Annotated in this window: 20 protein-coding genes, 2 tRNA genes and 1 pseudogene; 12 read left to right on the forward strand and 11 right to left on the reverse strand. The window is 66.9% G+C overall.

From position 1 onward, the window contains the following. Positions 1-50: 50 nt before the first annotated feature. Positions 51-1,229, reverse strand: coding sequence for an MFS transporter (locus tag AC4PTB_RS13075; RefSeq protein ID WP_492190369.1), 1,179 nt, complete (start codon positions 1,227-1,229; stop codon positions 51-53). A 77-nt stretch (positions 1,230-1,306) separates the two neighbouring features. Continuing rightward, a pseudogene (locus tag AC4PTB_RS13080) lies at positions 1,307-1,528 on the reverse strand (transposase); the annotation flags it as partial. Positions 1,529-1,682: 154 nt separating this feature from the next. Here AC4PTB_RS13080 and AC4PTB_RS13085 point away from each other — a divergent pair. Together AC4PTB_RS13085 and AC4PTB_RS13090 are read left to right on the forward strand one after the other, a co-directional pair. After that, a tRNA-Ser gene (locus AC4PTB_RS13085) sits at positions 1,683-1,772 on the forward strand. 137 nt (positions 1,773-1,909) lie between these two features. Continuing rightward, on the forward strand, positions 1,910-3,202 hold the full coding sequence (locus tag AC4PTB_RS13090; protein WP_492190370.1) for a tyrosine-type recombinase/integrase: 1,293 nt from the start codon (positions 1,910-1,912) through the stop codon (positions 3,200-3,202). Here the strand turns inward: AC4PTB_RS13090 and AC4PTB_RS13095 are convergent. Beyond that, complete coding sequence (locus AC4PTB_RS13095) at positions 3,184-3,372, reverse strand: hypothetical protein (protein ID WP_444460532.1); 189 nt, start codon at positions 3,370-3,372, stop codon at positions 3,184-3,186. The genes AC4PTB_RS13090 and AC4PTB_RS13095 overlap by 19 nt on opposite strands. Before the next feature lie 139 nt (positions 3,373-3,511). Between AC4PTB_RS13095 and AC4PTB_RS13100 the strand changes: the two genes are divergently transcribed. After that, positions 3,512-4,444, forward strand: a complete 933-nt coding sequence (locus AC4PTB_RS13100) for an IS5 family transposase (RefSeq protein WP_492190371.1) — start codon at positions 3,512-3,514, stop codon at positions 4,442-4,444. Positions 4,445-4,605: 161 nt separating this feature from the next. Here the strand turns inward: AC4PTB_RS13100 and AC4PTB_RS13105 are convergent, their stop codons facing one another. The 4 genes from AC4PTB_RS13105 to AC4PTB_RS13120 are packed head-to-tail and all read right to left on the reverse strand — an operon-like array spanning position 4,606 to position 7,440. Then, a complete protein-coding gene (locus tag AC4PTB_RS13105) occupies positions 4,606-5,235 on the reverse strand; it encodes a phage tail assembly chaperone (protein WP_492190372.1) in 630 nt (209 codons plus the stop codon). Between the two features lie 3 nt (positions 5,236-5,238). Continuing rightward, positions 5,239-6,750, reverse strand: a complete 1,512-nt coding sequence (locus tag AC4PTB_RS13110; protein ID WP_492190373.1) for a phage major capsid protein — start codon at positions 6,748-6,750, stop codon at positions 5,239-5,241. Next, positions 6,747-7,067: a gene transfer agent family protein gene (locus AC4PTB_RS13115; protein WP_492190374.1), complete on the reverse strand. Its 321-nt coding sequence runs from the start codon at positions 7,065-7,067 to the stop codon at positions 6,747-6,749. Before AC4PTB_RS13115 ends, AC4PTB_RS13110 begins: the two co-directional genes overlap by 4 nt. Further along, positions 7,060-7,440 carry a phage portal protein gene (locus AC4PTB_RS13120; RefSeq protein ID WP_492190375.1) on the reverse strand — a complete coding sequence of 127 codons (381 nt, stop codon included), beginning with the start codon at positions 7,438-7,440 and terminating at the stop codon, positions 7,060-7,062. Before AC4PTB_RS13120 ends, AC4PTB_RS13115 begins: the two co-directional genes overlap by 8 nt. Before the next feature lie 53 nt (positions 7,441-7,493). On the opposite strand from AC4PTB_RS13120, the gene AC4PTB_RS13125 reads away from it, so the two are divergent. Continuing rightward, on the forward strand, positions 7,494-8,423 hold the full coding sequence (locus tag AC4PTB_RS13125) for a phage portal protein (protein ID WP_492192642.1): 930 nt from the start codon (positions 7,494-7,496) through the stop codon (positions 8,421-8,423). A 23-nt stretch (positions 8,424-8,446) separates the two neighbouring features. Here AC4PTB_RS13125 and AC4PTB_RS13130 read toward each other — a convergent pair whose 3' ends face one another. Next, positions 8,447-8,947 (reverse strand): hypothetical protein, encoded by a 501-nt coding sequence (locus tag AC4PTB_RS13130; protein WP_492190376.1) that lies wholly within the window; start codon positions 8,945-8,947, stop codon positions 8,447-8,449. A 138-nt stretch (positions 8,948-9,085) separates the two neighbouring features. On the opposite strand from AC4PTB_RS13130, the gene AC4PTB_RS13135 reads away from it, so the two are divergent. The 3 genes from AC4PTB_RS13135 (at position 9,086) to AC4PTB_RS13145 (ending at position 10,789) form a co-directional block, all read left to right on the forward strand. Continuing rightward, positions 9,086-9,619, forward strand: coding sequence for a hypothetical protein (locus AC4PTB_RS13135; RefSeq protein WP_492190377.1), 534 nt, complete (start codon positions 9,086-9,088; stop codon positions 9,617-9,619). A gap of 251 nt (positions 9,620-9,870) precedes the next feature. Further along, a complete protein-coding gene (locus AC4PTB_RS13140) occupies positions 9,871-10,563 on the forward strand; it encodes an AAA family ATPase (protein WP_492190378.1) in 693 nt (230 codons plus the stop codon). Then, a complete protein-coding gene (locus AC4PTB_RS13145) occupies positions 10,556-10,789 on the forward strand; it encodes a hypothetical protein (RefSeq protein WP_492190379.1) in 234 nt (77 codons plus the stop codon). Before AC4PTB_RS13140 ends, AC4PTB_RS13145 begins: the two co-directional genes overlap by 8 nt. 181 nt (positions 10,790-10,970) lie before the next feature. Here the strand turns inward: AC4PTB_RS13145 and AC4PTB_RS13150 are convergent. Continuing rightward, positions 10,971-11,046, reverse strand: a tRNA-Phe gene (locus tag AC4PTB_RS13150). A gap of 650 nt (positions 11,047-11,696) precedes the next feature. Here AC4PTB_RS13150 and AC4PTB_RS13155 point away from each other — a divergent pair. From AC4PTB_RS13155 to AC4PTB_RS13175, 5 genes are all read left to right on the forward strand, one after another. Then, on the forward strand, positions 11,697-12,812 hold the full coding sequence (locus AC4PTB_RS13155) for a sulfate ABC transporter substrate-binding protein (RefSeq protein WP_492190380.1): 1,116 nt from the start codon (positions 11,697-11,699) through the stop codon (positions 12,810-12,812). Positions 12,813-13,006: 194 nt separating this feature from the next. Beyond that, positions 13,007-14,086 carry an efflux RND transporter periplasmic adaptor subunit gene (locus AC4PTB_RS13160; RefSeq protein ID WP_492190381.1) on the forward strand — a complete coding sequence of 360 codons (1,080 nt, stop codon included), beginning with the start codon at positions 13,007-13,009 and terminating at the stop codon, positions 14,084-14,086. After that, positions 14,083-15,129 carry an efflux RND transporter periplasmic adaptor subunit gene (locus AC4PTB_RS13165; RefSeq protein WP_492190382.1) on the forward strand — a complete coding sequence of 349 codons (1,047 nt, stop codon included), beginning with the start codon at positions 14,083-14,085 and terminating at the stop codon, positions 15,127-15,129. The genes AC4PTB_RS13160 and AC4PTB_RS13165 overlap by 4 nt, the downstream gene beginning before the upstream one ends. After that, on the forward strand, positions 15,126-18,206 hold the full coding sequence (locus tag AC4PTB_RS13170; protein WP_492190383.1) for an efflux RND transporter permease subunit: 3,081 nt from the start codon (positions 15,126-15,128) through the stop codon (positions 18,204-18,206). The genes AC4PTB_RS13165 and AC4PTB_RS13170 overlap by 4 nt, the downstream gene beginning before the upstream one ends. A 66-nt stretch (positions 18,207-18,272) precedes the next feature. After that, entirely contained in the window at positions 18,273-19,007 is a 735-nt protein-coding gene (locus AC4PTB_RS13175) for a hypothetical protein (protein WP_492190384.1), read from the forward strand. A gap of 82 nt (positions 19,008-19,089) precedes the next feature. Here AC4PTB_RS13175 and rpmG read toward each other — a convergent pair whose 3' ends face one another. After that, on the reverse strand, positions 19,090-19,257 hold the full coding sequence (gene rpmG / locus AC4PTB_RS13180) for a 50S ribosomal protein L33 (protein WP_011750518.1): 168 nt from the start codon (positions 19,255-19,257) through the stop codon (positions 19,090-19,092). 130 nt (positions 19,258-19,387) lie between these two features. Continuing rightward, positions 19,388-20,098 (reverse strand): DUF533 domain-containing protein, encoded by a 711-nt coding sequence (locus AC4PTB_RS13185; protein ID WP_492190385.1) that lies wholly within the window; start codon positions 20,096-20,098, stop codon positions 19,388-19,390. Positions 20,099-20,221: the final 123 nt, after the last annotated feature.

Raw genomic sequence — 20,221 nt, forward strand, 5'->3', positions numbered from 1 at the left:
AAGGGGTTCGGGAAAGTTTCGGGAAAGTGGTGCCGAAACACCCGCCCGGATCATGCCGGGCGGGCGCGCGAGAACAGATAGACCGCCAGACCGGCCACGACCGGGATCAGGAAGAACAAAAACAGCCCCCGGTAAGCCGCCACCGGATCGCCCGCGCCTGAGGCAACGGCAAAGACCGGACGCGACAGGAAAAGCCAGATCCCCGCCCCGGCGATGGAAAACAGGTTCAGAAGCGTCACCCCCCGGCCCAGCAGATGCGACGGCAGGAAGGTCCGCCCATGCGCCATCAGAGCCGGGAAGGAGGCGCCAAAGAACCCCACCGCGGCCAGCAGCGCCGTCGCCTGCCACAGCCCCGCATCGGGCGCGATGGCCAGCGCGGCCAGGGCCAGACACAACAGCGCATTGCCCACGATCGCCACCCGCTTGTGGCTGCCAAGGATGCGGTCGGCAGGGCCATAGGCGAAATTGCCCAGCACCATCGCCACCCCCATCGCCAGCGTCACCGAGCCGATCAGGGCCGCATCGGCGCTGTGCAGCGCGCTGAGCCAGGGCCCCGCCCAAAGGCCGCGGATCGCCGCGGCGGCGGTGTAATTCGCAAAGATCAGGGGCAGGATTAGCCAGAAACCGGGCAGGCGCAGGATGTCGAGCACATTGCCCTTTTGCCCCTTGTGCGCGATGCGTTCCGGGTCGCGGGTAAAGATCAGGATCGCCAGCGCCACGATCAGGGTAATGGCGGTCAGCCCCCAGAGCGTGCCGCGCCAGCCAAAGGCCGCAATCGCCGCGGCGAGCGGCGCCGCCCCGGCCAGATTGCCCAGACTGCCGACGCCGATCACCGCCGCGGCCAAAGTGCCGAAGATCGCGGGCGAGAAGCTGCGCGCAAAGATGTAGTAAGACCCCATCAGCACCGGCGAGCAGCCGATGCCGATCAGCACCATCGCCAGATGGATGCCCCAGGGCCCGGTGGCCAGCGCGAAGGCGGCCGCGCCCCCGCCCCCGCCCAAGGCCAGCAGCCAGCCCACGGTGCGGCGCGGCCCGATCCGGTCCAGAGCCTCGCCGACCGGGATCTGCATCAAGGCGAAGGCCAGATACCAAAGGCCGAGCGAGACGGCCAGATCCTCGGCCGAGGCCCCCAGCTCCGTCTTCAGAACCGGCGTCAGGACCGCAAGACAGGCCCGATAGAACTGGCTGAGCACATAGCCCGCCACAAGAAACGCAATCGACAGTCGCATGATCCCTCCCCGGAGCCCGGCCAAGCTGCCTTGGGCGCTGCGCAAACACAAGGGGGGGCAGCCCCGAAACGACCTGCCAGGGCCTTGCGGCGTGCAAGGCGCGGCGCGAGGTCCATGATGGTTTTCCAAGGCTTCTCATTCTTGCGGGGCGGGATGACGGCATGAGCACCGCACTCGGCGATCTCATCATGGCACCTGCGCGTGTCGCAGGCGCCGCCTGCCGTGACGCTGCCAATTTCCTGGTTCTCCGGAATCTGGCTGAGCAGATCAGGGAGCACCGGCGCATCGCCGATGTGGCTCTTCAGGCCGCCACCCGGCGCACCGCATACCACGGCGGGGCATCCCCCCCTGGTTTCGGGTCACGGGGTACGAAAACACACCATTTGCCTGTGGCCACCCGCCGCACGGAAAAAGCTCTTGTTCTGCCTTCACTTGCCGCATATACGGGCAGGCGGAGCGGTGGCCGAGTGGTCGAAGGCACACCCCTGCTAAGGGTGCAGGCGGGAAACCGTCTCGAGGGTTCGAATCCCTTCCGCTCCGCCATTCACAATGTTTTGATGTTAGACAAGCCCTTGATCTTCAAGGGCTTTTCTATTTTCACCCCATGCAGGCGCCCACTTCTGCTATACATTTTGCATTACATTTTGTGATACACTCGCCCGAAGCACCGGGGGCAAAGCATGGCAATCAAAACGCGCGACGGTTCAGTAAAAGGAACGCTTCACCTCTACCGGCGCGTTCCGAAACGCTATGCCTCGGTTGAACCGCGCAAGTTCGTCTGGATAAGTCTGCACACGGATTCCCCCTCGGTCGCCAAGACGAAAGAGGCCGCGACATGGGAACAGATGGTTGCAGCTTGGGAAGCCAAGCTCGCCGGTGACAGCACCGATGCCCAGGAACGCTTCGCCGCGGCCCGTGACCTCGCCGAAGCACGCGGCTTTCGCTACATGCGCGCCGAACAAGTTGCGAAGCTGCCGCTCGAAGAGCTGCGCGACAGATTCGCCGCCGTTACCGGCTTCAAGGATAGCCCCGAAACACCCGACATGCGCGAGGCCGCCGCCCTGCTTGGCGCAGAGAAGGCCCCGCCCCTTTCGGTCAGTGCCGCGCTGGAACTCTATTGGACACTCGCCAAGGACAAGACCTTGGGCAAGTCCGAGGATCAGCTTCGGCGCTGGAAAAACCCGCGCGTGAAAGCCGTGAAGAACTTCATTGCCGTGGTCGGCGACAAGGCGATTCACGACATTACCGGCGACGACATGCTCGACTTCCGCAACTGGTGGATGGAACGGCTCGAAGAGGAAGATCTGACAGCGAACAGCGCAAACAAGGATCTGATCCACCTTGGCGACGTGCTGAAGACCGTGAACCGGATGAAGCGGCTCGGTCTGGTGCTGCCGCTTTCGGACCTGTCCTTCAAGGAAGGCGATGCAAAGAAACGTCCGCCCTTCTCGGTGAAATGGATCAAGGAAAAGCTTCTCGCGCCGGGCGCTCTGGACGGGCTGAACCCCGAGGCACGGGCAATCCTGATTGCGATGGTGAACACCGGATGCCGTCCTTCCGAGCTGGCCGCCCTGACGGTGAACACGATCAAGCTCAATCACAATGTCCCGCACATTTCGATTGAGCCGGAAGGTCGGCAGGTGAAGACGAAACACGCCCGACGCATCGTTCCCTTGCTGGGCGTGTCGCTGGAGGCCCTGCGCGCCTTTCCCGAGGGCTTTCCGCGCTACCGCGACAGCAGCGCCAGCCTGTCCGCGACGGTCAACAAGTTCCTGCGCGAGAACGGCCTGATGGAAAGCGACGATCACACCCTTTATTCGCTGCGCCATTCCTTCGAAGACCGGATGCTTGCGGCGGGCATTGATGACCGGATCAGACGCGACATTCTCGGCCATCGCTTGTCGCGCGAGCGTTACGGCGACGGGGCCACGCTCGAACACATGCAGCAACTGCTTCAGGCTACGGCTCTGTGACACGCCGCGATGGCGCGGGCCCGGCTGATTGCATCATCCTTCGCCTGATGGGCGGCCAGCTCCAGCTCGATGCGCTCGAAAAGCGGCAGATAGACAGGATCAGCCACGACAAGCGCGGCGGCCATTCTGTGCATCTTCTGAAGTTCGGGCAAGGTGACAGGTTCAGGCATGAGGGCTCTCGGGGACGTTACCTTCATTCTATAGGCCCGCCGGGCGAATCTGTTCGGCGGGATAAGTGAAAAGGGCGTTGTTGCAGAACTCCGGCCTGCTAGGATTCACATTGCGAATCCATGTGGTTAGACGGGTTGCATGAGCAGACCATCCCCCGCCCGTTATCGCACGACGAACTGGTCCAGCTATACAGCCTCGCTTCGCAAGCGTGGGTCACTACTGATCTGGTTGGACAAGGACATGGCCTGGGAAGCTACGCGCGATGGCAAGCCCGGTCGCCCAGCGGTGTTCTCTGATGCCGCGATCCAGTTGTGCCTGAGCATCAAGGTCCTGTTCAAGCTGCCGCTGCGGCAAACGACGGGAATGGTTGCCAGCCTGCTGAAGTTGGCGGGTCTGGACTGGGCCGTGCCAGATTACACGACCTTGTGCCGCCGTCAAAAGACCCTGGCCGTCCAGATCCCCTATCGGCGCGCCGACGGGCCGCTGAACCTGCTCGTGGACAGCACTGGCATCAAGTTTCTGGGCGATGGCGAATGGCAAGCCCGCAAGCATGGTGTTCAGGGCAGACGCCAATGGCGCAAGGTGCATCTGGCGATGGACACGGCAACCTCCGACATCCGGGCGGTCGAATTCACCCCCAGCAGCGATGGCGACAGCCCGGTTCTGCCGGAACTGCTCGCCCAGATTCCCGAGGGCGAAGACATCGGCACCGTAACCGCCGACGGGGCCTATGACACCCGCCGCTGCCACAGCGCCATCATCGACCGGCAGGCCATTCCGATCATCCCGATCCGCAAGAACGGGCGAGTGTGGAAGGAAGACTGCCCGGCCGCAATCGCCCGCAACGAAACCCTGCGCGCCACCCGGCACTACGGCAGGGCATTCTGGAAGCGATGGACAGGATACCACGTCCGAAGCCGGATCGAGGCAAAGATGCGCTGCCTCAAGGCCTTCGGCGAGCGCATCGCGGCAAGAGACCCGGACCGCCAGACCGCCGAAATCCAGATCCGAGTTGCCCTCATCAACCGCTTCAACGCACTCGGCACCGCCGAGATCGTCCGCGTGGCGTGAAGTCGACGGGGAAAGGGGAAGTCACCCCTCAAGCCGTCGTTGTGCAACAATGCCCATCGTGGCGGCGCTTGCGGGCGCGGTCGGCGTCTTTCTGGCAAGTGCAGCGCTCGCCATGCGGCACAAGGCGGCCACAGGCGCAGATATGGGGCGGGCGGGGCATGTCAGGTCATCGCTTTCAGACGGCGCAGGCCCTCGCGGTCAAAGGCCGGGTCGAAGCCCAGCTCTTCGATCTCGCGCAGCCGCGCGGGGGTGTATGTGTCGGGACCGGGACCGGCGGGACCGCTGGGACCGGCGTTGCCCTCGCCGCCCTGCAGCGCAATCAGATGCGCGAGCTTGCCGTCGAGCGCCTGCGTGATCTCGGTCGGTGTTGCGGCCCAGGTCTCGGCCGGGCTCCAGCCAAGCCAGCCCGTGCCGAAGCGGTAAAGCTCGGCATAGGCGTCCGCCCAGGGCTTCGACTGTGCCGGGGCGGTGGTCTCGGCCGTCTCGGTCATCGGGGCAAGGAAAAGAGTCAGAAGCGCACCGAGCGGCGCGGTGACGGCCTCTTTCACCGCCGAGATGGGGGCGGCAGCGAAAGAGGCCAGAAGGGCCTCGGCGGCGTTGCGATCAACCGCCGAAGCCCGGATGATCGCCTGAACGGTCTGCAAGCGGAACTGTCCGAGCCCAAGGAGAAGACCCGGCCAGCCATCGTGCAGGCGTTCAAGCGTCATCGCCGCGCGCAGCGAGGGGCGCAGCACCACGGCCCAACCCCCGTGATGCAAAGTCACCTCTTCACTGCGCGCAAGCGGGGTCATGGCTCAGGCGGCAAGCTTGAGCTTCACCAGCGCCTCGCCCAGCGTCACCCGGCCACCGACACGGCGGCGGGCGTGCAGCTTGACGATGCCGTTCGCCGCGCCGGTGTAGTCGTCACGCATGACGCTGAAGCCGGTATGGTCGGCGATCGTGTAACCCGAGGCGAAGTCACCGAAGACGATCGGCGTCTTGCCGGTGGTCGCGTCGTCCATGTCGGGCGCCTCATAGACCGGGCGGCCGAGCAGAAGCGACGGTTGGCCCGCCGCAAGGCCGCTTTGCCACAGAAGTTGCCCGTCGAGGTCGGCCAGCTTGCGGATGCTCGCCATCGTCTTGCGGTTCATCAGCCACGCGCCGTTCTGCGCATAGGGCGTCTTCACCGCATAGAAGAGGTCCAGCAGCGTGTCGGCCGTCAGGGTCGGCGCGTCGAGTTCCTGCACCTCGGCTGCGGTCAGAACGCCCTCGGCGGCGGTGGTGCCGTTCCCTTTGACGAACCATTGCGCTTCAAGCTGGCCGAAGCGGCGGGCGATATGGGCGCTCAGATAGCCGTTCAGATCGACCTGCGCATCTTCGAGCAGCACCCGCGTCACCGGCACAATCACCGCCATCTCATGCGGCTTGAGGTCGATCTGTTCGAAGGTCGGCTCGGATTCCGGGCGGGCGGCGGTCTCGGTCACATGGGCGGGCTGCACCTCGTTGACCAGCCGGGGCAGTTGCAGCAGCGGCCCGCTCATGGAAATGACCGAGGCAAGGCCGCGCACGGGCGATTGTTCGGCGATCTTTTCGATGATCGCGGTCGAGACGGTTTCGGGGGCGAGGATGCCGCCGGTCGAGGGGGCGCCATAAGCGAGGCTCTTCGTCTCGGACTTGTCGCCGGTGCGCAGGTAATGCACGAAGCCCTTCACCTCGTCGGCGGCCATGATCGGGCTTTGCACGCCGGTCACGGCCAGGCTCGGGCGGTTCGTCTTCGCTTCAAGCTTGTCGAGGCGGGCCTTGATCTCGTCAAAGGCTTTGGTGTCGATCTGCGGCGCTTGGGCCGGGGTGTCTTCTTGTTCCATCTGTGTGAACTCCGAATTGCAATGCGTTGATTTCAAAGAGGTGATCTGCGCGCCCGGATGCGCCGGGACGGCAACAATGCTGATTTCGTGCAGCTCAAGCGCGGTGATCCGGCGGCCCCGGCCGTCGCGCTTGGCATCCTTGGTGACAAAGCCGATCGACAGGCCCGAGACGGCCCCCGCCTTGACCATCGCGCGCACCTCGCGGGCGCGTTCCACATCGTCGATCAGAAGGCGCCCCTTCACCGTCAGACCGGCCTCGGTCTCGGCGATCCGGTCCCAGACGCCAATCACCTGCGCCTGATCATGGGCAAAGAGCATCGGCAGCGCCGCGGGGGCTGCGAAGGCACCTTTCACGATCACGTCGCCCACGCGGTCGGCAGAGCCGAAAGGCCAGGCAATCCCGGTGATCTCGCCCGCCTCGGTCACGGCGAGCTGCGCCTTGATTTCGAGCCGGTCGGTCATCGCGTCACCTCAACACCGCTCCAGCGCGCATCCAGGACCGCGAAGGCGAGCGGGAAGACCTCGGCCAGCGGGCGGTTCTCGGCATAGGTGGTGCAAAGGTGCTTGGCTTCCTCGGGTGTCATCCCCGCGCCGATCAGGCCAAGCCGGATCACCTGCGCGAGAACCTGCACCGGGAAGGCCATGTTGACGAGCTGGGCATAGAGCGCGCCGGTGCCAAGGCCGGTCAGGCGCTCCAGCTCGGTCAGCATCGGGTCGGTCAGGGTGAAGGCTTGCTCGGCATCGCCAAAGAAGGCGCGCAGGGTGATGCGGTCAGTCATGCGGGGCATCCTCGGGGGCAGGATCAGCCACCGGATCAACCGCAGGGGCGGCGCCGGTGGTGGTGTAGGGGTTTTGCAGCGTGTCGCCATCGGCGCGCGGAGGCAGGTTCAGCCCGGCGCGCACCTCGTTGGCGGTCATCGCGCCCATACTGCGATACTGCCCATAGGCGGCGGCACGGGCGGCGGTGTCGGTGGTGGTCAGGTCGTCCGTGACGAACTCGACATAAAGGCGGCGGCGTTCCTCGGGCGAAAGCAGGCAGCGCGCATAGGCCCAGGACCACGACGCAAGCCACGGCTTCAGCGTCACTTGCAGGAATTGCCGGGCCATCTCTTCGGTATTGCTCCAGGTGCCCCGCGTCAGCTCGAAGAGCATCGTCGGCGGCACCCGGAAGGCACGCCCTCGGCGCAGGTCGCCTCGTACAGGGGATCGAGTTCGACCCGGTCGGCAAGCGCCGCGCCTACTGGCTGCATGCCGAGCACCCGGGCGACGCCTACGGAGCCTTGCAGAACGGTCTGCAGAGCCGCCCGGTCCCGGCCACCGAGATCGCGCACATCTACGAGAAGCAGCGCACCCAGGCCCGCGGCGTGCCCTGGGGCGCGCCGGTGATCCGGTCCTTGCGCGATCTCGACGACTACGAGGTGGCGGAACTGGTCCGCAAGAAGACCGAGGCCTGCGTCACCGCCATCGTCTTCGGCGACGACGAGGCGCAGCAGGGCATCGCGCCGTCCGTGGTCGACGCCGACGGCAACCGGGTGGAGCAGTTCGAGCCGGGGCTGATCGCCTATGCCCGTGGCGGCAAGGACATCCGGTTCAACCAGCCCTCCGCCACCGGCGGCTATGGCGAATACAAGCGGGCGAACCTGCACACGATTTCGGCCGGGTTCCGCGTGCCCTACGAGCTGCTGACCGGGGACCTGTCCCAGGTCAACTATTCCTCGATCCGGGCCGGGCTCGTGGAGTTCCGCCGACAGATCGACGCGGTACAGTGGCAACTGTTCATCCCGATGTTCTGCGCGCCGGTCTGGCGCTGGTTCACGGAAGCGGCATGGGCCGCAGGCCAGATCCCGTCGCCGACCGTCCCAGTCGAGTGGTCGCCGCCGAAGTTCGAGGCGGTCGATCCTCAGAAGGACGCCATGGCGAACCTGCTGTCGATCCGCTCGGGCACCATGACGTTGGCCGAGGTGATCGCCCGGCAGGGCCGCAACCCCGACGCGGTGCTGGCCGAGATCGCCGCGACCAATGCCAAGCTTGACGCGCTGGGGCTGGTGCTCGACAGCGATCCGCGCCGGGTCACCAAGACCGGCAGTGCGCAGACTAGCGATCCGACAGACGTCATGGATGAAGCTACGGAGTAGAGGTCACCCCAACAAAGGACGGCCTACAAGGCCGCGCGAAGTTCGAGCCGCTGGTTGGCCGGAAGCAGATCGGCGACGGCGAGCATCAGTTGGAGCAGCCGCCTGTCTTCGCCTTCACTTGAGGCCGCTTCACGGAATTCTGGGCGGACAACCATCAGCCGCACCTTCTGAGCTTCGCCGCCGCGAGGACGCTTGCCGAACGTTCCCAACCACTCGGAGAGTTGCTTGAACAAATCTTCATAGGCCGGAGACCCAAAACGCAGTTCTACAAACCACTTCGACAGTGCGTGCTCGGTGTTGCGCCCATCAAGTGACTTGTAGTCTCGAAGGTAGTCGTCCGGCGTCAGGCCCTCATAGCCGACGAACTTCGAAAAACCAAAGCTCGGACCTTCATCGCCTTCGAGGACGTAGAACGCGTGGGCTTGTCCCAATCGGTCCGCGAGCTCCGGATACTCATGCAGGCTACCGTTCAGAGTTTTGATGGCAGCCAGCGCGCTGTCGAGGCTTGTGACGAGGTTTGGCATTCCGCCCTCCTATCTAAATCATCTAAATTTGATCTAGATGAATAACACGAACGCGTCAATCTAAATCTTCTAGATCAGATCTAGTTTGGGATAACGCATCGGCGCTGCGAATGCCCGCGTGAAAGCAAGGAACCGTTGATGGACACGATAATCGAACTGCCGGCCATGCGTCGGTCGGCGGAGCTTGCGCCGAACACGGCCGATGCCGACACCCGCACCATCGAGGTGGTCTGGTCCGCCGGGGCCCGCGTCCGCCGCGCAACCTTCTTCGGTGAGCCCTATGACGAGGAGCTGAGCCTCGATCCCGCCCATGTCCGGCTCGACCGGCTGAACGCGGGCGCGCCCTTCCTGAAGGTGCACGAGCTCGACACGCTCGACGCGGTGATCGGCTCGGTCGTCCCCGGTTCGGCGCGGATCGAGAACGGCCGGGGCATCGCGCTGGTGCGGATCTCGGAGCGGGCCGATGTCGAGCCGATCTGGCGCGACATTCAGGCCGGGCACATCCGCGCGGTCTCCATCGGCTACCAGGTCCACCGCTTCGAGGTCTCGAAGCCCGATGGCGGGCGCGAGCTTTGGCGCGCGGTCGACTGGACCCCGTTCGAGATCTCGGCCGTGCCGGTCGGCGCCGATCCAGCCGCGGGCTTCCGCGCCAACCCGGATCCGCGAGGCTAGCGACGATCCGACCCAGTACCTGGAAATCGCCTATCGCGTGCCGGAACGCCGCTTCGGAGCCTGGCCCGATGCCATGCGCGAGGGCTTCGCCGCCGCCCGGTCCGAGACCACCGGCAAACCCGTGTTCCGGCTCGAGACCCGAGACCGGTGACGCGCGGCGGCGGGACGCCCGTGCGGCAACGCCGGGCAGGTTCCCCTTCGGCACCCGGTCAACCCCGCCGCCGCGCCCTTTCAATCTTTCGGAGAACCCCATGGCCTTCCGCATCATCACCGCCGACGAACGCCTCTCGGCCGCCGAGAACAAGACCTCGCTCGCCATCTTCGGCCCACCGGGCGTGGGCAAGACCACACTCCTGAAGACCCTGCCTGCCGAGGAAACCGTCTGCCTCGACCTCGAGGCCGGGATGAAGTCGGTACAGGACTGGCGCGGCGCGTCGATCCCGGTGCGCAGCTTCACCGACTTCCGCGATCTGGCTGTGCTGATCGGCGGGCCGGACCCGGCGCAGCATCCGCAGTCCTGGTACGGGACCGAGCGGCATGCCTGGCTGCAGGCCCAGCAACGCGACAGCGGCATCGAGGCCTTCCTCGCGGCGCGGCGCATCGTCTTCGTTGACTCGATCACCGATCTGACGCGGCAGGCGATGGCCTATGCCCGCCAGCAACCCGAGGCCTTCTCGGACCGGACCGGCAAGCCGGATGTCCGCGGCGCGCTGAACCGCGACACGATGGAATTGCATGCGGAACTGGTCCCGTTCGATGCCCGCCTTGCGCAGGAGATGTCGGATCGCGCCGTCGCTGTTGTCCAGTGCTCGGCGGCGGGCGAATGGTTGCCCCGCATGGCCACCGAGCCGACGGCGGTCGTCTGCCGGGGCGGCATGGCCAGCGGCAAGTGGCACGCGCCCTGTGCTTGGGCGGAGCGGTGCTGGAGGGGCGGCGGTGTCTGACTTCATCCCCTCGGCCGCGCAGGCCGCCGCCATCGCCGAAGTCCGCGACTGGTTCGAGAACCGCACCGATGAGCAGCAGGTCTTCCGGCTCTTCGGCTATGCCGGATCGGGCAAGAGCACGGTCCTGAAATTCGCTCTCGACGACCTCGGTCTGTCGCCCCACCGCAGCGCCAGGGATGGCAGTTGCGTGTCGGGCGTCGTCACCGCCAGGCGCACCATCCAGTAGGGGCTGCGCGCTGTCTTATAAATGGCGAGCCCCTTGCGCAGTTGGCGCAGCGAGGTCATCCGGTTCGGGGAGTCTGCGGTCATGGTGCCGAGGATTGAGTGTATAACTGTGTATAACTTAATCCGGGGCTCAAAATGGATCAACGGCGATCCAGAAAATCCAACGATATCAGAGATTTAAGTGGTGCCCAGAGCCGGAATCGAACCAGCGACACGCGGATTTTCAATCCGCTGCTCTACCAACTGAGCTATCTGGGCACCGGGCCTGCTCGACAAGATCGTCAAACCGGTGTTGGTGCGGGGTTACTAGACGAGGGCGCCTGGACTGTCCAGAGGGTATCGTCACTTTCTTGCGCAAAAATCGACCGGCCCCGACGGCGCGTAAAAGAAACCGGGACAGAACCTGTCGGATGTCCCAATACCGGCTTCCGGGTCGGGACGCGCCCAGGTCGTCACGCTCCGAAACCGCGCGCCAAAGCCGCCTAGAAGACATTTCTGCCGCCCGTTCCGGCATCGCACCCTGGCCCGAAGATCCGGCCCCCGCCCTCGCGGCCCGGGAGAGGCCGCGACCCGGAGGAGCCGCGCAAGCGCCAGATCGCCCCGCCCCGCCGTCGATTCGGGCCAAAGCCCCTCCGGGCGGAGAATAAAATTCCATAATCACGACAAACTAAGGCGTGATTATTTCCTTGCCAATCTCGACTAAACCAGTGGACATTAACAACATCGCGCCGATCACCCGCCGGAAAGGAGATGCCGATGATCGATCCTGCTCTGACCGCTCCCGCTGCAAGCCTGCGCGCGCCGATGCGGGCGATGATCTGCCCCGGCCCGCGCCATCCGGCCCCCCACAGGTCCGCCGCCCCTACGTCCCATCCGCTTTCCCCCCTCTTTTCCTGATCGAGAGACCCATGCTGACCACGATTTCGCTGTCCCGCCACATCACCGCCCAGGGTCAAAAGACCGCAGACCATACCGACGGCCGCGTCACCATCGCCGATGGCGCCCGCCGCCTGACCGGCTGGCCGATCGCCCGCATCGCCCGCTCCACCAGCGCGCTGGTGGCGCTTGTGCTGGCGGGCCTTGTCGCCGCGCCGCAACTGCAGGCCGAAACCCTGCTCAATGTCAGCTACGACCCGACGCGCGAACTTTACCGCGAGGTCAACGAGGCCTTCACCGAACACTGGGCCGCCGCAGGCCATGACGCGCCGAAGATCGAGACCTCGCATGGCGGCTCGGGGGCGCAGGCGCGCGCGGTGATCGAGGGGCTGAACGCGCAGGTGGTGACGCTGGCGCTGGCCTCCGACATCGACAAGATCGCCAAGGCGGGCAAGCTGCCCGCGGATTGGCAGGGCAAGCTGCCGCACAATTCCTCGCCCTATACTTCGACCATCGTCTTCCTGGTGCGCGAGGGCAACCCGAAGGGGATCAAGGATTGGGGCGATCTGGTCAAGGAGGGCATCGAGGTGATCACGCCGAACCCGAAAACCTCGGGGGGCGCGCGGTGGAACTATCTGGCCGCCTGGGCCTGGGCGGAAAAGAACGGTCAGGACCCGAAAGCCTTCCTGCATGACCTTTTTGCCCATGTGCCGGTGCTGGACAGCGGTGCGCGGGGAGCGACGACGACCTTTGCCCAGCGCGGCATCGGCGATGTGCTGCTGGCCTGGGAAAACGAGGCCTATCTGTCGCTGAAGGAATTGGGCGAGGATCAGTTCGACATCGTCGTGCCCTCGGTCTCGGTTCTGGCCGAGCCGCCGGTGGCGCTGGTCGAAAGCAACATCGCCAATGACGATCAGAAGGCTCTGGCGACGGCCTATCTGGACTTCCTGTACAGCCCCGAGGGCCAGGCGATCGCCTACAAGCACTTCTATCGTGCCTGGGATGCCTCGAAGGCCGATCCGGCCGATGTGGCGCGGTTCCCGAAGATCGAGCTGGTGGACATCGCGCATTTCGGCGGCTGGGCCAAGGTGCAGCCCGAGCATTTCGGCGACGGCGGCATCTTTGACCAGATCTACACCGCGAAATAAGCCCGGCCCCGGTCCGGCTTGCGGCGCCCCTTCGGGGGCGCCTGCCGTTGTGCCGCAACGGCACGGGGGCTGACGCAGATCAAAGATTAATCAAAGATTACTTGTCGGCTTTCCTGTCCTATGATCGGGCAATCGTTCGGCCGGGCGTCCCGAATCGCCCGCTCGACGCCGGACCCGGTGCAAAGGGAGAGACGATGCGCAAGACGGCGCTGCATGGCCCCATCTTTCCGGCCCTGGTGCTGGCAGGCCTGATCCCCTTTGCCCCGCCGCTCGCCGCCGAAGCCCCGCTGGCGGTGGAGCTTGTCACCGCCCATACCGCGCCGGCCTTCGTGCATTTCGAACTTTCGGGCAGCATCGAGGCGGCCGAGGCGGTACCCGTGGGCTTTCGCGCCGGCGGGCGGATCATCGCGCTGCAGGTGCAGGTGGGCGATCAGGTGCAGGCGGGCCAGGTGCTGGCAGAGCTGGACCCGACCCAGGCTGCGGCCGCGCTGCGCGGCGCCGAGGCGCAGGCCGATGCGGCGGCGGCGATGCTGACGCAGGCGGAACAGGCGCGCAGCCGGGCGGCGGAACTGACCCAGCGCGGCGCGGCGACCCAGGCCGCGCTGGATGCCGCGACCGAGGCGGCGCTGTCCGCCCGCTCGGCCCAGGATCAGGCCCAGGCGGCCCTGGCCAAGGCCCGGCAGACGCTGGCCGATTGCACCCTGACCGCGCCCGCCGCGGGGATCGTCACCGCCCGCGCGGCCGAGACCGGCCAGATCGTCGGCGCGGCGCAGACGGTGCTGACGCTGGCCCGCGACGGCGCCCGCGAAGCCGTGCTGTACGTCCCCGATTTCCCCGCGCTCGACCGTTTTCGCGACCAGACCGTGACGCTGCGCCCTGTCGAGGGGACCGGCCCCGTCATGCAGGCGCTGGTGACCGAGATTGCCCCTCTGGTCGCGGGGGCCACCGGCACCGTCCGGGTCAAGGCCAAACTGCCCAAGGACACCCAAGCCCCGGGGCTGGGCACCGCGATCGTCGCCGTACTGGATCTGCCGCTCGGCTCGGCGATGGGGCTGCCCTGGACGGCGCTGGTAACGAAAGACGGCCGCCCCGCGGTCTGGACGATCGATCCGAAAACCCGGCGCGCCACGCTGCGCCCGGTGCGGATCTCGCGCTACACCGACCGCGGCATCGATGTCGCCGAGGGCCTGTCCGAAGGCGCGCTGGTCGTCGCCCGCGGCGCGCATCTGCTTTACCCCGGCCGCGCCGTCCGGCCACTGGAGACGACGCCATGATCCGCCCGCTCGTGCTTGTTCTGCTGGCGCTTGCCCCCGCCGCCGCGCTGGCCGAGGCGCCGGTCCGCCCGGTGGTGTCGGAAATCGTCACCGGCCTGGCCATCGCCACGCGCGATTTTCCCGGCGTGATCGCGGCCGAGGTGGAAACCACGCTCGGCTTTCAGACCGCGGGCCGGATCGAGACCCGGCCGGTCAATCCGGGCGATGCGGTCAAGGCCGGACAGGTGCTGGCGACGCTCGATCAGGTGACTTTGGCCGAGGATGTCGCCGCCGCCGCCGCCGGGCTGCGCGCGGCCCTGGCCGAGGCGGATTTCGCCCGGCAAAGCCTTGAACGGGCGCAGGAATTGCACCGTCGCGGGGTGGCGCCGATGGCCACGCTCGAGGCCGCCGCGGCAAAAGCCGCCGCCGCCCGCGCCACGGTCGACCGCGCCCGCGCCGATCTGACCCGGGCCCGCGATGCCGAACGCTTTGGCACTCTCAGCGCGCCCTCGGCGGGGGTCGTCAGCCAGATCCTGGCGGAACCCGGCGCCGTCGTCACCCCGGGCACGCCGGTTCTGCGTCTGGCCACCGCCGCCGGGCGCGAGGCGGTGATCGATGTGCCCGACGAGATGCTGGCCGTGCTGCCGCAAGACGCGCATTTCACCATCGAGACCCGCGGCGACGGCCCGAAAACCCTGTCCGGGCGGCTGCGACTGATCGAGCCGGTCGCCGATGCCTCGACCCGGGCGCATCGGCTGCGGATCTCGCTGGCCGACGGCGGCCATGCCTTCCGCCTTGGCACGCTCGTCACCGCGCGGCTCGATCAGCCCGAGGCGCCGCTTCTGACCCTGCCCATGGCCGCGATCCGCCCCGACACCGACCCGCCGCAGGTCTGGCGCATCGGCCCGGACCGGCGTGCCGAAGCGGTGCCGGTGCGGCTGGGCCAGCACCTTGACGACCGCGTGGTGATCACCTCGGGCCTTGCGCCCGGCGACGAGGTGGTGATCCGCGGCATCCGCTCGATCACGCCGGGCCAACCTCTCGGACCAAGGGTATCGCCATGAGTTTCAACCTGTCCGACTGGGCTTTGCGGCATCGCTCGATGATCTGGTATCTGATCCTCGTCTCGCTTCTGGCGGGGGTTCTGGCTTATCGCGACCTTGGCCGCGAGGAAGACCCCTCCTTCACCATCAAGATCATGATCGTCACCGCGATCCTGCCCGGCGCCACCGCCGAGGAGACGCGCGAACAGGTCACCGACCGGATCGAGAAGAAGCTGCAGGAACTGCCGAACCTGAAGTTCACCAAATCCGAAACCTTCCCGGGCCGCGCCGTGGTGCAGGTCGAACTGACCCCCGAAACGCGGGGCGAGGCGGTGACGCGCAGCTGGCAGAAGGTGCGCAACATGATGGCCGATATCCGCCCGGATTTTCCGGCGGAATTCGCGGGCTTTTACTTCAACGACAGCTTCGGCGATGTCTATGGCTCGATCTATGCCTTCACCGCCGACGGGTTCAGCCCGCAGGAAGTGAAGACCCGGGTGGAGAAGGTCCGCTCGGCGGTGCTGACCCTGAAGGCGGCGGGCAAGGTCGAGCTGATCGGCACGCAAGACCCTGTTGTGCATGTGGAATTTTCCGCCCGCAAGCTCGCGGCGCTGGGGCTTGATCAGGCGCAGGTGCTGGGCACGCTGGCGGCGCAGAACGCCATCGTGCCCTCGGGCGTGATCCGCACCGCGGACGAGCTGATCGCGGTGCGGATGTCGGGGCGCTTTGCCGATGCCGCCGAACTGGCCGCGGCGCCGCTGCGGGTGGGCGATATCTTCTTTCGGCTCTCCGATGTCGCCACCGTCCGCGCGGGCTTTGCCGATCCGCCCGACAGCCTGTTTCGCTACAACGGCCAGCCCGCGGTGGGGCTGATCATCGGCATGAAACAGGGCGCCAACATCCTGGATTTCGGCGCCGATCTGACCGCGCTGATGGACCGGGTGGCGACCGAATTGCCGGTGGGGATTTCCCTGCACAAGGTCGCCGATCAGCCGCTGGTGGTCGAGCAATCGGTGAACCATTTCCTGCGCGCGCTGGCCGAGGCGGTGGCGATCGTGCTGCTGGTGTCGTTCGTCTCGCTGGGCTTGCGGGCGGGGCTGGTGGTGACGATGTCGATCCCGCTGGTTCTGGCGCTGACCTTCGTCATTCTGGAGGCGATGGGGGTGACGCTGCAGCGGATTTCGCTGGGCGCGCTGATCATCGCGCTCGGGCTTCTGGTCGATGATGCGATGATCGCCATCGAAACGATGATCGCCCGGCTCGAGGCGGGGGACACGATCACCAAGGCGGCGTCGCATGCCTGGACCTCGATCGCCTTTCCGATGCTCTCGGGCACGCTCGTCACCGTCGCGGGCTTCATTCCGATCGGGCTCAATTCCAGCCAGGCCGGGGAATACACGCTGTCGCTGTTCTACGTCATCGCGATTTCGCTGATGCTGAGCTGGGTCGTCGCGGTGCTCTTTGCGCCGCTGATCGGCGCCACCTTCCTGCCAAAGACGATGCCGCATCACGACGCCACCCCGGGCCGGCTGCGCCGCGGTTTTCGCGTCCTGCTGCTGGGGGCGATGCGAGCGCGCTGGCTGACCATCGTGCTCACCGTCGCGCTGTTTGGCGCCTCGCTTTACGGCATGCGCCATATCGAGCACCAGTTCTTCCCCGCCTCGGACCGGCCGGAACTGCTGATCGACGTGACGATGCGGCAGAATTCGGCGATTGCGGCGACCGACGGGGCGATGGCAGAGCTTGACCGCTGGCTCGCCACCCGCCCCGAGGCCGCCTATTGGACGACCTATGTCGGCCGCTCCGCACCGCGGTTCCTGCTCTCGCTCGATGCGCCGACGCCGGTGCCCTTCATCGGCCAGATCGTGGTGATGACCAAGGGACTTGAGGAACGTAACGCGCTGCGGCAGGCGCTGATCGAGCATGCGGCGAAACTGCCCGGGGTCGATGTGTTCTCGAAGCTGATCGAGCTGGGACCGCCGGTCGGCAAGCCAGTGCAATACCGGCTGATGGGTCCGGACCGCGGCCTGCTTTTGACCGAGGCGCGGGCGCTGGCCGAGCGGCTGGCGCAGGACCCGCGGCTGTCGAACATCACGCTCGACGAGGGCGAGCCGGTGCGGGTCGCCCGCGTCGTGCTCGATCAGGAGCGGCTGCGCCAGCTTGGCCTGACGCAAAAGGACGTGGCGCAGGCGCTGCAGGCGCTGTTCGAGGGCGTCACGATCACCGAATTGCGCGACGGTCAGACGCTGGTCGATGTGCTGGCCCGCGGCGCCGAGGCGGACCGCTCGCGGGTGGGCTCGCTCGCCTCGCTGCAGCTGCCCTCACCCTCGGGGGTGCCGGTGCCGCTGCTTAGCTTCGCGACGCTGGACTGGCAGATGGAGGCGCCGGTGCTGCATGCCCGCAACCGGGTGCCGACGATCACCGTCAAGGCCGCGGTGGTGGGGTCGAACCAGCCCTCCACCGTCACCGCCGATCTGGCCCCGGCGATTGCCGAACAGATGGCGCGGCTGCCTGCCGGAACCACGATCGAGCCGGGCGGCGTGGCCGAAAGCAGCGGCGAAAGCCAGGCGCCGATCGTCGCCGTCGTGCCGTTGATGGTGCTGATCATCCTCACCCTTGTGATGGTGCAGATGCAAAGCTTCCGGCTGATGTTCATCGTTCTGGCCGTCGCCCCCCTTGGCCTGATCGGCGTCGTCGCCGCCATGGTGCCCTCGGGACAACCGCTTGGTTTCGTGGCGATTCTGGGCGTGCTGGCGCTGGTTGGCATCCTGATCCGCAATTCGCTGATCCTGATGGCCGAGGTCGACGAGCAGATCGGGGCCGGCAAGACCCGCTGGGACGCGATCTTCGAGGCCTCGGACGCGCGTGCCCGGCCGATCCTGCTCACCGCCGCCGCCGCCTCGCTGGCGCTGATCCCGATCTCGCGTGAGGTGTTCTGGGCGCCGATGGCCTTTGCGATGATGGGGGGGATCATCGCGGGGACGCTGGTGACGCTGGTCTTCGCCCCGGCGCTTTACTGCGCGGTGTTCCGCGTGCCCGCGCCGCCGCGGCCGCCGCGCCCGAGCCTTGAGGCCGAGGCCCTGCCGGACGGATATTAACCGGATATTAACCCTCCGTTCACCAATTCCTGTCATCCTCGGGCATGTCTTGCCCGAGGCCCGCTCATGCTGATGCCCCTGCCTCTGCCCACCGCCCCCAGCCTGCTGCCCGCGGGAACGCAGTCCCTGCCGCTGCCGCAGGGCGCCGATCCGCACCGCGGCGCGGCGCTGACCCTGCCGGATCTGCCCGATCTGCCGACTTCGGCACCGACATCCCAGCCCCGCCCTGCCCCAGGCTCTGGCCCCGCCGCCGAGCTGCCCGCGCCGGGCGCTGCCCCCGATCGTGCTGCCGCCCTGATGGCACGGGCCAGCGCGCTCTCGGCCGAGGTGCTGGCCACCGCCACCCGGGCCGCGGCCCCGCAGGGCGGCGGCGCCACGCCGATGTCCCTCGTCGCGGCGCAGATGCTGGTCGATCCCACGGCGCTGCAGGCGGTTCTGGCGCAGCAGGCGGCCACCCGCGCCCTGCCCGGCGCACAGCACCGCCGCGCACCGCATTCCGACGATCCGCCCGCGCCGCTGCTGGCCGCTGCGGACGACAGTTTCGATCCCCATGCGCCGCACCCGCCGCCGGTCCCGCCCGGCGCGCAGGGCACCCGCGCCCCGCCCGACAGCGACGGGCCCGAGGCCACCGCCCCGCCGACCGAACGCAAGCGCCAGCAGGATCCGGCGCCGCTGCCACCGCATCGCCCCGATCTCGCCGCGCCGCCGCTATCTGGCGATCCAGGTGCGCGGCCGACCCTCTGGGCGTTGGCGGGGGCGGTCTTCACCGGCGTCTTCGTGCTGGCCCTGCTGTTGATCTGAGCGCTACAGAGCAAAGCCAAAGGGCCGCAAAGCAAAAGGCCGCCCCTAAGGACGGCCCTGAACCCTTAAGGTCTGCAAGATCTTACTTGATCTTGCCTTCCTTGTATTCGACGTGCTTGCGCACGACCGGGTCATATTTGTTCACCGTCATTTTCTCGGTCATGGTGCGGGCATTCTTCTTGGTCACATAGAAGTGCCCGGTGCCCGCCGTCGAGTTCAGACGGATCTTGATCGTCGTCGGCTTCGCCATTCTCAGTCTCCCAGAGTCGGATGCGCCTGCATCCGCGAAATCCTTGAAGCCTGCCTTTTAGTCAGCCGCCGCGTAGAGTCAACCGCAAAGGCGCGCGACGGCGCGTTTTTTCGCAGCCTCCCGCGCCGGATCACGCCGCGGGCTTGCCCATGCCCAGATGCACCTGCGCCACGGTCTCGGGATCAAGCGCCAAAGCCGCCGCAAGGCTGCGCAGATAGGTCTTTTCCGCCTCGGTATCGACGGTGATCGCCATCAACGCGGCGGAATAAACCTGCACCCGCGCCGCCTCGTGGACATCGCCCGCCAGCCCGAGAATGTCGATCGGGCGATCCAGCTCGGCCTGCACGAAGGACACTTCCTCCGCGCTCGCCTCGCCCAGCTGCGCCAGGATCTGCGCCCGCTCCGCCTCATCGATCGTGCCATCGGCCTTGGCAGCCTGAATCATCGCGCGGATCATCAGCTTGGCGTGCTCCTCGGCGCCCGCCGCCACAGCCGGATCGGCCAAAGCCGCGCCCATCACCTCGCCCAGGCCCTTCGCCCCTGTCCCCGCCGCCGCACTCATCGAGCCCAGCATCGCGCCGATATTCGTCTGCGCCGTCTCGGTCGCCGCCGCGGCCTGGGTGCCGAACGTTGCCAGCATCCGGCTGACCGTCTCCTTGCCGCCCGGAACGCCCATCCGGGCCGCCCAGTCGCCCATCTGCTCGGCCATGCCGCCGGGCTTGCCCGCATCGCGCAGCGCACCCTTCATCGCGTCGATCCCGCCCGCCTGCTGGAATCTCTGCACGCCCTTGGCGGCGGCGAAGCCCACCGCCAGCGTGGCCAATGTCTTGACGAAACTCATCCCGTTCCTCCCGGTTTGATGGTGTCGATCCGGCCCGGATCGCGCCCGGAGGCGACCGATCGCGCCGCTCTGCCGCCCCCAGCCTTGTTTCTCAATCTCGGGGCACATCCGCCCCGGTTCAAG

This window comes from Rhodobacter sp. 4.3.4 (assembly GCF_058724655.1).

Excerpts from the sequence above, each read along its gene's own strand:
- AC4PTB_RS13175 (WP_492190384.1), top strand. The coding sequence starts at position 18,273 with ATGCTGATGCCCCTGCCTCTGCCCACCGCCCCCAGCCTGCTGCCCGCG.
- AC4PTB_RS13140 (WP_492190378.1), top strand. The coding sequence starts at position 9,871 with ATGGCCTTCCGCATCATCACCGCCGACGAACGCCTCTCGGCCGCCGAG.
- AC4PTB_RS13095 (WP_444460532.1), bottom strand. The coding sequence starts at position 3,372 with ATGCCTGAACCTGTCACCTTGCCCGAACTTCAGAAGATGCACAGAATG.
- AC4PTB_RS13110 (WP_492190373.1), bottom strand. The coding sequence starts at position 6,750 with ATGACCGACCGGCTCGAAATCAAGGCGCAGCTCGCCGTGACCGAGGCG.
- AC4PTB_RS13130 (WP_492190376.1), bottom strand. The coding sequence starts at position 8,947 with ATGCCAAACCTCGTCACAAGCCTCGACAGCGCGCTGGCTGCCATCAAA.
- AC4PTB_RS13120 (WP_492190375.1), bottom strand. The coding sequence starts at position 7,440 with ATGCTCTTCGAGCTGACGCGGGGCACCTGGAGCAATACCGAAGAGATG.
- AC4PTB_RS13105 (WP_492190372.1), bottom strand. The coding sequence starts at position 5,235 with ATGACCCCGCTTGCGCGCAGTGAAGAGGTGACTTTGCATCACGGGGGT.
- AC4PTB_RS13185 (WP_492190385.1), bottom strand. The coding sequence starts at position 20,098 with ATGAGTTTCGTCAAGACATTGGCCACGCTGGCGGTGGGCTTCGCCGCC.
- AC4PTB_RS13135 (WP_492190377.1), top strand. The coding sequence starts at position 9,086 with ATGGACACGATAATCGAACTGCCGGCCATGCGTCGGTCGGCGGAGCTT.
- AC4PTB_RS13165 (WP_492190382.1), top strand. The coding sequence starts at position 14,083 with ATGATCCGCCCGCTCGTGCTTGTTCTGCTGGCGCTTGCCCCCGCCGCC.
- AC4PTB_RS13075 (WP_492190369.1), bottom strand. The coding sequence starts at position 1,229 with ATGCGACTGTCGATTGCGTTTCTTGTGGCGGGCTATGTGCTCAGCCAG.
- AC4PTB_RS13100 (WP_492190371.1), top strand. The coding sequence starts at position 3,512 with ATGAGCAGACCATCCCCCGCCCGTTATCGCACGACGAACTGGTCCAGC.
- rpmG (WP_011750518.1), bottom strand. The coding sequence starts at position 19,257 with ATGGCGAAGCCGACGACGATCAAGATCCGTCTGAACTCGACGGCGGGC.
- AC4PTB_RS13090 (WP_492190370.1), top strand. The coding sequence starts at position 1,910 with ATGGCAATCAAAACGCGCGACGGTTCAGTAAAAGGAACGCTTCACCTC.
- AC4PTB_RS13155 (WP_492190380.1), top strand. The coding sequence starts at position 11,697 with ATGCTGACCACGATTTCGCTGTCCCGCCACATCACCGCCCAGGGTCAA.
- AC4PTB_RS13115 (WP_492190374.1), bottom strand. The coding sequence starts at position 7,067 with ATGACTGACCGCATCACCCTGCGCGCCTTCTTTGGCGATGCCGAGCAA.
- AC4PTB_RS13160 (WP_492190381.1), top strand. The coding sequence starts at position 13,007 with ATGCGCAAGACGGCGCTGCATGGCCCCATCTTTCCGGCCCTGGTGCTG.
- AC4PTB_RS13170 (WP_492190383.1), top strand. The coding sequence starts at position 15,126 with ATGAGTTTCAACCTGTCCGACTGGGCTTTGCGGCATCGCTCGATGATC.